Annotated in this window: 11 protein-coding genes; 7 read left to right on the top strand and 4 right to left on the bottom strand. The window is 62.0% G+C overall.

Going from position 1 to position 13617, the window contains the following annotated elements; all coding sequences use genetic code 11:
• Positions 1 to 68 precede the first annotated feature (68 nt).
• The 4 genes from AC6CIG_RS04840 to AC6CIG_RS04855 form a co-directional block, all read right to left on the bottom strand.
• Entirely contained in the window at positions 69 to 812 is a 744-nt protein-coding gene (locus tag AC6CIG_RS04840; protein WP_018095692.1) for a HugZ family pyridoxamine 5'-phosphate oxidase, read from the bottom strand.
• A 33-nt stretch (positions 813 to 845) separates the two neighbouring features.
• Positions 846 to 1895, bottom strand: coding sequence for a choline ABC transporter ATP-binding protein (choV, locus tag AC6CIG_RS04845; RefSeq protein ID WP_127710153.1), 1050 nt, complete (start codon positions 1893 to 1895; stop codon positions 846 to 848).
• Complete coding sequence (gene choW / locus AC6CIG_RS04850) at positions 1892 to 2737, bottom strand: choline ABC transporter permease subunit (protein ID WP_018095690.1); 846 nt, start codon at positions 2735 to 2737, stop codon at positions 1892 to 1894. Before choW ends, choV begins: the two co-directional genes overlap by 4 nt.
• 156 nt (positions 2738 to 2893) lie before the next feature.
• A complete protein-coding gene (locus tag AC6CIG_RS04855; RefSeq protein WP_018095689.1) occupies positions 2894 to 3850 on the bottom strand; it encodes a choline ABC transporter substrate-binding protein in 957 nt (318 codons plus the stop codon).
• Positions 3851 to 4135: 285 nt separating this feature from the next.
• On the opposite strand from AC6CIG_RS04855, the gene AC6CIG_RS04860 reads away from it, so the two are divergent.
• The 7 genes from AC6CIG_RS04860 (at position 4136) to AC6CIG_RS04890 (ending at position 13553) form a co-directional block, all read left to right on the top strand.
• A complete protein-coding gene (locus AC6CIG_RS04860; protein WP_127710149.1) occupies positions 4136 to 4723 on the top strand; it encodes a thymidine kinase in 588 nt (195 codons plus the stop codon).
• A gap of 158 nt (positions 4724 to 4881) precedes the next feature.
• Positions 4882 to 5970, top strand: coding sequence for a hypothetical protein (locus AC6CIG_RS04865; RefSeq protein WP_018095687.1), 1089 nt, complete (start codon positions 4882 to 4884; stop codon positions 5968 to 5970).
• Between the two features lie 61 nt (positions 5971 to 6031).
• Positions 6032 to 7180: a hypothetical protein gene (locus AC6CIG_RS04870; protein ID WP_127710147.1), complete on the top strand. Its 1149-nt coding sequence runs from the start codon at positions 6032 to 6034 to the stop codon at positions 7178 to 7180.
• 3 nt (positions 7181 to 7183) lie between these two features.
• Positions 7184 to 9100 carry an AAA family ATPase gene (locus tag AC6CIG_RS04875; protein WP_437408801.1) on the top strand — a complete coding sequence of 639 codons (1917 nt, stop codon included), beginning with the start codon at positions 7184 to 7186 and terminating at the stop codon, positions 9098 to 9100.
• 172 nt (positions 9101 to 9272) lie between these two features.
• On the top strand, positions 9273 to 10562 hold the full coding sequence (locus AC6CIG_RS04880; RefSeq protein WP_127710141.1) for a DUF6638 family protein: 1290 nt from the start codon (positions 9273 to 9275) through the stop codon (positions 10560 to 10562).
• Between the two features lie 3 nt (positions 10563 to 10565).
• Positions 10566 to 11786: a DUF2333 family protein gene (locus tag AC6CIG_RS04885; RefSeq protein ID WP_127710139.1), complete on the top strand. Its 1221-nt coding sequence runs from the start codon at positions 10566 to 10568 to the stop codon at positions 11784 to 11786.
• Positions 11787 to 11846: 60 nt separating this feature from the next.
• A complete protein-coding gene (locus AC6CIG_RS04890; RefSeq protein ID WP_201269674.1) occupies positions 11847 to 13553 on the top strand; it encodes a formate--tetrahydrofolate ligase in 1707 nt (568 codons plus the stop codon).
• The last annotated feature ends 64 nt before the right edge of the window (positions 13554 to 13617 follow it).

Raw genomic sequence — 13617 nt, forward strand, 5'->3', positions numbered from 1 at the left:
CGATAATTAGCCGTGATGCATAAAAGGGCAACCACCCCCTGCAAGAAATGGGGGTAGCTAAGATGCGATTAACGGTAAAGTTTTTTTAGAATTGGCCGTAATTCGGCCGCGTCGGCAAGAGGCGTCTCGAACTCCAGGCGGCGCAGACGGTCGCCGTCCGACAGGTCGAGCCCTGCCGAATCGATGCCGACGATCTTCCAGTCGCCTTCCGGTGCGCGGCAATGAGTGGTTGCATAATATCGCACGGCTTCGGCGTGATCGGCGTTCATGTGCTCGATCGCGCCGCCTTCCATTTCCGCGATGGCGGCAGCGGCCGGCGAAGCGATGGCGAGATCCTCCGCCGTCAGCACATAGGCGCGGCCGAAGCCGCCATTGAGGCTTGCCCGCAACGGGTTGAGACGGAAGAAGCCGAAGTCCGGAAAATCGGCATAGAGCTTGGACTTGGGGTGCCGGCGAAGAAATCGTTCGCGAAGACGCAGGTGGAGGGCGCAATCGCGCGGGACGGCTTCCGCCTCGCACTGGACCGTCAGGCGCGGATGGGCGAGCGGGTCGCCTTTGCCCGGTTCGCCGGTCAGCAGCGAAGCGCGCCGGTCCGCCGTGAGCGCTTGAGTATGCGTCGACAGCCGCGACACGAGGATGACCGGCGTTCCGTCGATATCGATGCCGACGAGTACACGGCTGACGAAGGGAAAACCATCGCTCCCCGGCTCGATCCCGGCAAGCGCGCCGCTTCTCGCCGAACGAAGAAGCACCCGGGCGAGCTTGCGTGCTTCCTCGTCCGTCTCGCGCAGCACACTGGGTTTCTCGCTCATGATCGACTCCTTCCGGCGGGCCAGCGCGCCGCGTCAACTTTTGTTGCGGTGGCGCGTCAATCCTTCGACGATGTTCTGGGCGTCGATGATCCCGACGACGGAGCCGTTGTCGACCACACCTATGCTGCCCGGCTGACGCGACATGGCGTCGAGAATATCGACGAGCGGCGTGGTGGGCCTGGCCGTTGCCGAAACGCCGGTATTGGCGGCGGCTCGCCCGACGCCGGTCTGCATCACATCCTTCGCCGTCAGCATGGTGATCGGGTTCATGTGCTGGACGAAATCGGCCACGTACTGATTTGCCGGCTCCTTCACGATTTCCTGCGGCGTCCCGCACTGGATGATTCTTCCGCCTTCCATGATGGCGATTCGGTTGCCGATACGGAAGGCCTCGTCGAGATCGTGGCTGACGAAGAGGATCGTCTTTTTCAGCCGCCGCTGGAATTCGAGCAGTTCGTCCTGGAGGCGCGTGCGGATCAGCGGGTCGAGGGCCGAGAACGGCTCATCCATCAGCAGGATCGGGGCGCCGGTGGCGAAGGCTCTTGCGAGGCCGACCCGCTGCTGCATGCCGCCCGAGAGCTCGTTGACCTTGCGGTCCGCCCACTTGGCCAGGTTGACGAGTTCAAGCTGCTCGCCGACGCGCTTTCTTCGTTCGGCATCGGCAACGCCGGCCAGTTCGAGCCCGAAGCCGACATTGTCCGCCACCGTTCGCCACGGCAGAAGCGCAAACTGCTGGAACACCATCGAGACCGTATGCATGCGGAAGTCGCGCAGAGATTTGGCGTTGCAGCGATAGGGGTTCAGCGATCCGTTCGCGGTCTTGACCTCGACCTCGCCGCGCACCACCGGCGCGAGGCCGTTGACGGCCCTGAGCAGCGTCGATTTGCCGGAGCCGGACAGCCCCATCAGAACGAGGATCTCGCCTTCATTGATGGTCAGCGAAGCGCCGGCGACGCCCAGTACCAGGCCTGTGGCGGCACCGATCTCATCGCGCGTCTTGCCCTGGTCGACCATCTGCACGGCAATCTGCGGGTTTTTGCCGAAGATGATGTCGACATTCTTGAAAACGACGGCGTCGGTCATGCGCCTTCTCCTTCATCGGACGAGCGGAAAAGACGGTCGAGAACGATCGCGAGAATGACGATACAGAGACCGGACTCGAATCCTCTTGCGATGTTCACAGTGTTCAGCGCTCTGAGGACGGGCACGCCGAGACCGTCGGCACCGACGAGCGCTGCGATCACCACCATCGAGAGCGACAGCATGATGGTCTGGGTCAGGCCTGCCATGATCTGCGGCATGGCGAAGGGCAGTTCGACCTTGCGCAGCACCTGCCAGGGCGTCGCGCCGAAGGATTCGGCGGCCTCGACCAGCGCCGGCGGCGTCGAGATGATGCCGAGTCGCGTCAGCCGGATCGGCGCGGGAATGGCGAAAATGACGGTGGCGATCAGCCCCGGCACCATTCCGAGTCCGAAAAGGATCAGCGCCGGAATGAGGTAGACGAAGGTGGGGATCGTCTGCATCAGGTCCAGGATCGGCCGCATGATCGAGTAGATCCAGGCACGGCGCGCCGCAGCTATGCCGAGGGGCACGCCGACGGCCATGCTGACGAAGGTTGCCGCAAGGACCAGCGCCAGCGTTTCCGTGGTCTCCTGCCAATAGCCCTGATTGACGATCAGGAGCAGCCCGAGACAGGTGAAGGCGGCAATGCCGAGGGAGCGGCGGAACCACCATGCGAGCGCCGTCACGACGGCGATGATGATAAGCGGGTGCGGCGTCTGGAGGATGTAGAGCAGGACCGAAATGATCGCCGAAAGCACGTTGGCGAGCTGGTCGAAGAACAGGTCGAAATTCGTCGTCAGCCAGTCGACGAAAGACTTCGCCCAGGCGCCGATCGGGATGGGGTTTTCAGTCAGGAATTCCACGAAACAGGGTCCCTCTTGCCAGGGTCAACACTCAGGTCAAAAGACCGGTGGAAAAAAGGCGGGGTGTTTCCCCGCCTCACTGCATTTCCCATATCGGAGCCGATTTGAGCACGGAACATGCAGCAATTCAAAATGCCACGCGTGATCTGCCGCCGGTCAGAGGCCGAGGGCGGCCTTGACCGCGGCCAGTCCGTCGCCGCCATCCTTGGTCGTGACCCCCGCAAGCCAGGGTTCGATGCTCTGCGGATTGTCCTTCAACCACGCGGCCGCAGCTTTCTCCGGGTCTTCGCCGTCGTTGAGGATCTTGCCCATGATCTCGTTCTCCATCTGGAGGGAGAACGAAAGGTTCTGGAGAAGCTTGCCGACATTCGGGCATTCGGTCGTGTATCCGGCGCGCACATTGGTGTGCACCGTCGCGCCGCCGTAATTCGGGCCGAATACGTCATCGCCACCGGAAAGATAGGTGAGCTTGAAATTGGCGTTCATCGGATGCGGTTCCCATCCGAGGAAGACGATCGGGTCGCCGGACTTCTCGGCGCGGGCGACCTGCGCCAGCATCCCCTGCTCGGAGGATTCGACCACTTCGAAGCCCTTGAGATCGAAGGTGCCCTTTTCGACCATGTCGATGATCAGGCGGTTGCCGTCATTGCCCGGTTCGATACCGTAGATCTTGCCGTCGAGTTCGTCCTTGTGGGCCGCGATATCCTTGAAGTCCTTGATGCCCAGTTCCACGCCCTTGGCATTGGTCGCAAGCGTGTATTTCGCGCCTGCGAGGTTTTCGCGCACCGTCTCGACGGATTTATCCTCGCGGTAGGGGGCGATATCCGCTTCCATGGTCGGCATCCAATTGCCGAGGAAGACGTCGATGTCCTTGTTCTTCAGCGATGTGTAGGTAACCGGCACCGACAGAACCTTCACGTCCGTTTCGTAGCCGAGCGCCTCGAGGATGGTCGTCGCGGTCGCCGTCGTCGCTGTGATATCGGTCCAGCCGACGTCGGAGAAGCGGACCGTGCCGCAGCTTTCCGGTTCGGCTGCAAAAGCGCTTCCGGCGGTCAGGGTTGCCATGCAAACGGCCCCCGCCAGCGTGAATTTGAGAGAAAGCGTCCTTATCATCGTCGTCGTTCCCCTGCCTTGTGTTCTTTTTTTAGCCAAACACCAATGAAGCGCGAATTCAAGCGCCCCGGCGTTTAAAGAAGTGTATTGCCTCAGTACATTAACGGGATGCATAAAGCGACGCCTGATGTCGCAATGCCCGCGAAATACCGCCCCCCCGGTGCGAGCAGGACTTGCGGGCATCGCATGTGCGCCCTCTCGGAAATCTGTGAGTCGCTGCGGGATGCTCTGGTCATCGGACGCGTGCCCCGTCATGTAGCGGGCACGATGTCCGGAGATGGGACCATGTCCAAACTTTATTTCAGCTATGCGACGATGAATGCGGGCAAGAGCACGCTGCTCCTGCAGGCCGCCTACAACTATCAGGAGCGCGGCATGCGCGTCGTGATGCTGATCGCAGCTTTCGACGACCGCGCCGGCCAGGGTCGCATCGCGTCTCGCATCGGGCTGGAATCGGAGGCGATCCCCTTCCGTAGCGAGGACGATCTCCATGCGCTGATCGAGCGCCTGAACGGCGACGGCTCCGGTGAAATCGCCTGCGTCTTCGTGGACGAGGCGCAGTTCCTCGGTGAAGATCAGGTCTGGCAGTTGGCGCGTGTGGCGGATCGCCTCGGCATCCCGGTCATGGCCTATGGCCTGAGGACGGACTTCCAGGGCAAGCTTTTCCCCGGCTCCATGGCTCTGCTCGCTATCGCGGATGAGCTGCGCGAAGTCAGGACCATCTGCCATTGCGGGCGCAAGGCAACGATGGTCGTTCGCCTCGACGGCTGCGGCAAGGTCATGCGGGAGGGCGCTCAGGTGGATGTCGGCGGCAATGAGAAATACGTCTCCTATTGTCGTCGCCATTGGGAAGACCGGATGCACGAAGACTGAGGCGCAAGCCGGCCGGCGGCGATGCACCGGCCCTGCTGTCGTGCGCTTGAAAAAGCGGCCACCGCCCTTGTCGATCCGTGCTAAACATCCTTTATATAAGTGCAATCAAGGGCTGAAATAGTCCGCTCGCACTGCTGGCTGGCTTAGGGGAGAAGGCAATGGCGACGCTTCAGAATTTTGACTCCGAGATCGAGAAGACCAGAACCGTCGTCAAGGAGATGCGCGGCAAGCTCGAGCAGTCCGGCGTCGTTCTCGAGCAATTCGCCAAGGCGGACACCAAGCTCGGCGACGTCAATTTCGATATCGAGAACGCCCGCATTCAGGACGTCGTCAACCAGCAGAAGGTGATGGAAGCCAACATCGCCGATCTGATCATCGGACTGGAGGATGCCACGAACGTCTTCGGCGCCGAGTTCGAAAGCATGAAGAGCTACACCGGCTACGAGAAATTCATCGGAATCTTCTCGAAGCAGAAGATGCAGAGGCTGCGGACCGATCGCGTGCGCAACATGTCGCTTGCCGGCAACCTGCAGGAACTGCTGTCGAAATCGGATACCATCGTCGGCATCCTCAAGGACCAGAAGGCGATTCTCGACCAGCGCTACAAGACCTCCGAGCAGAGCCTCATCCAGGTGATCGAGCGCCGCAAGGGCACGATGGCTGCGCTGGAACAGACTCAGAAGCGGATCGAAGAGCTCAACCCGCTGCTGCTCGATATCGAGAACAGGATCGCCGCCTCGACAGACCAGAAGACCCGAACCGACCTCGAAGGCGAGCGCTCGCAGCTTGCGACCGAATACAATGAAAAGCAGGCGAAGGAACAGGAGCTTCTGGCCGAGAGCCAGACGCTCGAGCGCTACACGGCCATGTTCCAGACCTTCGTCGATTCTTTGAACAACCAGATCGCCGCCCAGAACACGCTGATCAATAAGCTTACCATCGACACGGAACAGCGCATCGTTCTCTACAAGGCACTGGAAGATTCGTTGAAGACGGCTGCGCAGCAGGACGTGGCGCACAAGATCAACACGCTCGGCAGTCAGGTGGACACGGCCGCCGAGGAGACCATGGCCGGGATCGGCGCGGCCGCACAGCGCCACATCGGCGATTTGCTTGAGATGCATGAAAAGAACATGCTTGCGACGCAGGATATCCAGCGGCGCAAGAAACTCGCCGACGACGCCTTCGCGCGCCGCTTCCAGACGGTGATGGACAAGCATAATGCAGCAAATTATGTGAAGCAGTGATCGGCAAGGCGGCAATGATCCGATCTGCGACCGCCTTTCGGCATTTGCCGGGAGAGCTGCCATGAATACCGCCATTCCTTCGGCCGTCAGGCAATATTTCGGCTCCGTCCGGGCGGCGCTCGCAGGGCTCGAGCTCTTCCTCGGAGACCGCAATTCGCCGCTTTACCGCGACAGCGTCGTCGGCGAAGTCATCGGTCCCTATCTTGCCCGGCTGAAAGCCTCAATCGCCTGCTGGGAAAACCGGATCGGTTTCGTCGAACAGTTTCGCATCTCGCGCGCCGAAAGCGGCTTTCCGGTTTTCCAGAACGTGCTGGAACTCGAAAACGACCGGCAGAATGCGGAGAAGCGGCTTGCGAGCATTCCTTCCGCCGATGCGCTGCGCGAGGAAATGGTCGATTTCATCCTGAGGCAGAGGGCGTTCCCCGAGGCCCTTCAGGTTCGCATGGCCGAAAGGCTCTATCTGGAGCAGATCGGCAAGGGGGATATCTTTTCGCCGTTCATCCTGCCGGAGACGATCCGGGTCGCGGTCAATCCGAAGACCATGCGGCCCTATTACGTCGTTTCCTGGGGCGCCTTCGACGGCAGCCAGACGCTGCCGATGATCTATATGGCGACGATCGAGGATTCCTCGGAGAATATCGTCGCGATGCTGGTGACCGAGGATGGCAAACTCAACCCGGGAGTCGAGATTCCGCTCCCCGTGGGTGGCCTGCTCAATCCGGAGCTCGCAAGCCGTTTCGACGATTTCGCCGCCAAGAACAGCGCCTATTCGCTGACGCCGGTGACGATCGCCACAAATCTCGACAGGGACTTCCCCGAACTGCATCCGAAGCAGCTTCGCCGGATCGTGCTCGGCCCCTTCTATTCGGCGGGCATCACCGAGAACAATGCGAGGGTCAACGACATTCTCTCCAGGGTGCGCAAGACCGAGAATGCGTGGCTGCTCACCTGGACGGTGCAGGAGGTCTTCTCGAAGGCGGAGCGGCCGGCGACGCGTGGCTTCTGGTCCTCCACCCAGGCGCAGGAGGAGTTCCACATCGAGACCGCCGATCTGGAGGCGGCGCGCATGGGGGTAAGCGCGTATGAGAAGCATGCACTGGTGCCGCACGACGCGTACCAGGCGCTCTATGCCTCCGGCGAGGCCGCCCAGGTCTTCGGCGATTACAAAGTGCATGTCATATCCGGCAACCAGGTGGTGAGCGAGGTCTGAGCCATGGCATTGAACACAGGGCTGACGACACTGCATGAGGACGATATCGCCAGACATCAGGCGGTGGCGCAGAGCCTGGTCACCAAGCTTGCCATTGTCGAGCGGGACGATGGCGCGGCCGCCACTCCGCTGGCAGGGACGGGGCGCCGTTTCGTCTCGACGGTATCGACCGGCGGTCAGCGCCGCAGCCGCGAGGTCGAACTCGCACGCACCATCCAGGCGGTTCGCAGCGCCGACCCGCTCCTGTCGCCGGCGCAGCATTCGGTGCTCTATCGCACCCGTCGCGGCATCCAGGTGGCGCTGGCGGCTGCCGATGTCTTCGCGCGGCAGACGAACCTTGAACAATTGCAGGCGCGTAACGCCACCGCGCCACTTACCGGCGAGGATGCGGCTCATTTCAAGGCGCTGCTCTCCGCTTCGGCCTATATCGCCGCCTTCACGCTTGCCGCCTATCTCGGCGCGACGCTGCAGGAAGAGGGCGAGCCGGTGGACGATGCCGCGGAGCCGGATTTCCTTTTCGACACGCCGCAGGATGCGCTGAAAACCATGGTCGCCGGTCTCGACCGCAGCATCGCCGGTGCGCCGGACGAGCTCGCTCTGGCCGCACGAGCCCGGGCCTTTTCCCGCATCGCGATCGAGGGTCTGATTGCGCGCAAGGCGCGTTTCACCGGTCTGCAGAATTTCGAGAGCGTGCATATCCGGCTCGACCAGGACGATTTTACGCTCAATGGTTTCGACGTCGCGCCCGGGCAGAAGCGCAAGCCGCTGGTGATGACCTTCAAGAAGCCCGAGGAGATCATCGGCAATCACATCGCCAAGTACCAGGCGCTGAAGCTCGCCAAGATGCTGATGGCCTACGACTTCGACCGGCAGATGAACCCTTTCGTCGAACTCGGCGGCTTTCTCTTCACCTTCATCGGCGACGGCATGCCGGGTACCGGCAAGACGATCCTGATCCAGATGCTCGCCGGCATGCTGCACGAATATTGCGGCATCGCCGGTTATCCCTTCCATTACGAGAATTTCGGCGTCGACCAGATTTCCTCCTATCAGGGCAAATCGGGCCAGAACTGCAAGGAATTCGTCAACAACGTCGTGAACCCGCGGGCGATCGGCTTCGGCACGATCGACGATGTCGACCAGGTGGCGGCTAAGCGCTCCGACGACCGTGCCTCGGCCGGTCAGCACGAGGTGACGGCGGTGCTGATGGAGAGCTTCGCCGGCGCCTCGACGGTGGTGCGCGGCAACTGCACCTTCGGCATGTTCTCCAACTATCCCGAGAATGTCGACGACGCGCTGCGCCAGCGGGCCGGTGCGCGCTGGCTGGTCGACGGGCCGCAGACGGAGGACGACTACATCGACATCTTCGCGCTGCTCGTCGGCAAGAACCACAAGATCCCGCTCGGCGAGCACGACCTCTATGCCGGTCAGGAGATCAAGCGCGCCGTCTCGCAATCCTATGCCGCGCATGCGCGACCGCAGGAGGAGGGGCTTGCCGCCGTCTGGGAGCGCTATCAGAAGGAGAAGGGCAAGATCGCCACGCTCGCCGATGTGGGCGCCTATCTGCACATGATCAGGGAGGCGGAACCCCGCTTCACCGGGCGCGCCATCAGGAACATCACCGATGCCGTCAAGCTGAGGGCCATGGACGTCGAACTGCCCGACGACTGGTTCCGGGACGGCGGCACGTTCATGCATAGGCCCTACGACGAGAAGAAGGCGATGATCGAGCAACTGCGAGGCCCGATCACCATCGACATGGTGCTGCAGGAAATCAACCGCTATGCGGATAGCGAGTTCCGCTACACCGACAAATCCGACGATGCGGCCGTCGGCGAGATCATCCGCCGCGAGCGTCAGCGCGAGAGGGCGATCCGAGAGATCGAGACCATGAAGCGCGAGGGCAGGTGGCAGGGATGAAGGTTGTGTTCGCGGCATTTGCCCCTCACCCTAACCCTTTCCCCGCAGGCGGGGAGAGGGGACGAACTTGCTTCTGGCCGGGGAGGTTGAAGCAGACCACGACGGTGTCCCCTCTCCCCGCGCGCGGCGAGAGGGCCAGGGTGAGGGGCAGAATGCTGAGGAGCATCGCCGCATGAAGCGCCTTTTGGAAGCGGAGCTCATCTATGGACGGCTGCTCGACATTTCCGAACCGCATCTCGTCTCGCGCTACAACAAGGCTCTCAAAGGCTTCGGGCTGAAGCCGACGGCTCTTCAGCGGTTCAGCATCGACATGACCGGCTTCTCACCCGAAATCGCCGAGGAAATCGGCGACCGCGACTATCTGGATCCGAACCGGGTCAACCGGCGCTTCATCATCCTGACGCCGGCGCAGGCGGATCTGCCGGTCGTGCACACGAGCTTCTCAAACACCGCGGCGCTGATGCACGAATTCTTCAACGCCAATGGCCGCGCGATCAATGCGATCACCATCAAGGATGCGCTCTACGGCGAGATCGAGGATTCGGTCTCGGTCGTCGAGGACATTGACGATCTGCTTTCCATCAACGAAGTCCGCTTCCGGGTGCTCTCGGCCGAGGACATGCTCGGCAAGGCGACCGAACTGCGCGAGCTCGTCGACCGGCTGAAGAAGGTGCCGAACGCGTGGGCGGACGACGCGATGCTCGATCGGATGGTCGAACTCGCCAAGACGACCGGCGACATAAGGCAGAACGTGCTCGTGCCGGACGAACTCGTCTTCCGCCATGAGGCCTTCTGGGCAAATCACTTCGGCGGCGTCTACGTCTTTCTCGACGAGAAGACGACGACGGTCATCTGCGACCCTTCCGTGCCCGGTTTTCGCCGTTCGCGGCCCTGGCAGGTCAGCTACATCGCCATAACCGACCACGCCCGCATCTATGACTTTCTGGCGACGACCAACCGGCTGCAATTGCCGCAGGCATCCTGGGTGCAGGAGTCCGGCCTCTTCCAGCATCGCGCGGACATGGTGATCCGTGGGCTCGTCAACGATGCCGATCCGCAGGCCGATCTGACGAGTGTCGACCGGATATGGCTCCAGACCTGGATCCACCGCAATGCCGCGCTGGTGGCGCGCGACGGGATTTATCCCTTTCTCCAGGAAATGGCGCGGGCGATCGCCGCGACGGGTACGATCAGGATGCAGGACGTCGCCCCGGAGAACCGGTTTCTGCTCGTCCGGGCCGCCCCGCAGCATCCCGATCAATGGCTCGTCAACCGCCTGATCTCCGAACTCGTCCCTCGCGATTTCGTCTCGCGATTCGTGTTCGACAAGCAAGGCTTCTACAAAGCCTATGAGGGCTACAGCGAAAAGTTCCGCGAATATGTTGTTGCGACACTGACCGGCACATATCTCAAGGACAAGGCCGCCTTCCGTCATAAGCTCTACGGTCTCAAAGAGGAATAAAACATGTTCGATCCGATCGTTGCGTTCTTCCAGCGTGTATTCACGGCGATCGGCCGTGGCATCGGATTGGCGGTGGCTTGGCTTCTCTGGCCGTTCGTCGCGCTCGGCAACTGGTACCGGGGACGAAGCTGGATCATCAAGGGGCCGATCGGCCTGATCCTCCTCTGCCTCGTGCTCTTCTACGCCTACTTTGTCTGGCAGACGCAAGCCTGGACGAATTTCGACCCGGACTATGTCGACCGCTACAAGCTCGCCGACCGCAGGACTCCGGCCGGTTCGCCCGTCAGCGGACCTGGAACGACGACGGGCCAGTCCGGTTCTGCGGCTGACGTGAACCGAGCTACGGTCGCACCGTCCGGTGCGGACAGCACGACCGAGGCTCTCGCTGTGGCGGAGCTTCCGGCCGGAACGGTTTGCCAGACCTCGGCCGTCGTCGAGGTGGCGGCCGATCTCATCGATCTCAACGTCAATCAGAATGCCTGGATCTCGTCGATGCTCGGCTACAAGCTCGGCTTTTTCGGACTGGACTGGGACGATACGCCCTGGCTGGACAACAAGGCGTCCTTCCAGCGCGGCATCAATCAGGCGGTCCGGCGCACAGCGGTGGAACTGGTGGATTCGCTCGGCCGTGTCCGCGGTACATCGGGAGTCAATGCGGACCTGCAGAGCGCGCGCGGCAATATCCAGTTCGACGAGGAAACCTGGTATTTCGGCCTTAACCCCTTTGGTCCGAAGACCCCGACGCCCAGCTTCTATCGCTCGGCGATGCGCGACCTCAGGAAGTTCAACGTTTCGCTCGGCAAGTGCGAGGCAATCTTCGACGGCCGGTCCGACAACATGGTCGAGTTCCTCGACCGCGTCGCCAATGATCTCGGCAACACCTCGGCGATCATCCGCGAACGTTCGGAGTTCCACAATGGCGGCTGGTTCGACACGCGGGCCGACGACCGCTTCTGGTTCGCCTTCGGCCAGCTCTATGGCTATTACGGCATTCTCTCGGCTGCCGGTGCCGATTTCGAGAATGTCGTCACCCAGCGTGGCCTGGGGCCGATCTATACCGAAACGATGAAGCAGCTTCGCGCGGCGCTCAGAATCCAGCCGCTCATCATCTCGAACGGCCGCGAGGACGGCTGGATCATGCCGACCCATCTCGCGACGATGGGCTTCTACATTCTCCGCGTCCGGTCGAACCTCGTGGAAATGCGCGACATTCTTGCCCGTTGACGGGCGACGTGCGAGCCTAGGCAAAGGAATGGAACCTGCGCACCCCGCGGAGGAGGCGGGATGCGCGAGGCAAACTGGGGGGAAGCCGTGGGAGAGGTAAAGTCCGACATCGAGATCGCGCGTGCCGCGCGCAAGCAACCGATTATGGAGGTGGGGGCGAAACTAGGCATTCCGCCGGAGCATCTGCTTCCCTACGGCCATGACAAGGCCAAGGTGAGCGCCGAGTTCATTGCGGCGCAGCAGGAAAAGAGGGACGGCCGGCTCATCCTGGTGACCGCCATCAACCCGACGCCGGCGGGCGAGGGAAAGACGACGACGACCGTCGGTCTCGGCGACGGCCTGAACCGGATCGGCAAGAAGGCGATCGTCTGCATTCGCGAGGCGTCGCTCGGCCCCTGTTTCGGCATCAAGGGTGGGGCGGCGGGCGGCGGTTACGCCCAGGTGGTGCCGATGGAGGACATCAACCTTCATTTCACCGGCGATTTCCATGCCATTACGTCGGCGCATAATCTTCTCGCTGCCCTGATCGACAACCACATCTATTGGGGCAACGAGCAGGCGATAGACATTCGCCGCATTGCCTGGCGGCGGGTCATGGACATGAACGACCGGGCGCTTCGCCAGATCGTCGGCTCGCTCGGCGGCGTCGCCAACGGCTATCCGAGAGAGACCGGCTTCGACATCACCGTCGCCTCGGAAGTCATGGCGATCCTGTGCCTCGCGATGGACATCAAGGATCTCGAAAGGCGCCTCGGCAACATCATCATCGGCTACCGCCGCGACAAGAGCCCCGTCTTTGCACGCGACATCAGGGCCGACGGGGCGATGGCGGTGCTGCTCAAGGACGCGATGCAGCCGAACCTGGTCCAGACCCTTGAGAACAATCCCGCCTTCGTCCATGGCGGCCCCTTCGCCAACATCGCGCATGGCTGCAATTCGGTCGTGGCCACCACGACGGCGTTGAAGCTTGCCGATTACGTCGTGACCGAGGCCGGTTTCGGAGCGGATCTCGGCGCAGAGAAATTCTTCGACATCAAGTGTCGCAAGGCAGGTCTCAAGCCGGATGCAGCGGTGATCGTCGCCACCGTCCGGGCGATCAAGATGAACGGAGGCGTCAAGAAAGAGGATCTCGCCAGGGAGAACGTCGAGGCGCTGAGGAAGGGATGCCCGAACCTTGGCCGCCACATCCAGAACGTCAAGAAATTCGGCGTCCCCGTGCTCGTCGCGATCAACCACTTCACCTCCGATACCGAGGCCGAGATCCGTGCGATCAAGGACTATGTCCGCACGCTCGGCTCCGAAGCGGTTCTCTGCAAGCACTGGGCAGAGGGTTCGGCGGGCATCGAGGAGCTCGCTTACAAGGTCGTGGACCTCGCCAATGCCGGCCATTCGCAGTTCTCACCGCTCTACGCGGACGAGATGCCTCTCTTCGAAAAGATCGAAACGATCGCCAAGGACATTTATCATGCGAGCGAGGTGATCGCCGACAAGGTGGTTCGCGATCAGCTGCGCACCTGGGAAGATCAGGGCTACGGCCATCTGCCGATCTGCATGGCTAAAACGCAGTATTCCTTTTCCACCGACCCGAACCTGCGCGGGGCGCCGACCGGCCACACCGTGCCGATCCGCGAGGTCCGGCTGGCTGCCGGCGCCGGCTTCATCGTCGTCATCACCGGCGAGATCATGACGATGCCCGGCCTGCCGAAGGTGCCTTCTTCGGAACGGATACGGCTGAACGAGCAGGGGTATATCGAGGGGTTGTTTTGAGGCGGCTCTGCCGCGCGGGCGCTCGCCGCAATTCCCTTCTCCCCGCATGCGGGGAGAAGGTCGC

It is taken from the genome of Sinorhizobium sp. GQ132 (genome assembly GCF_059758575.1).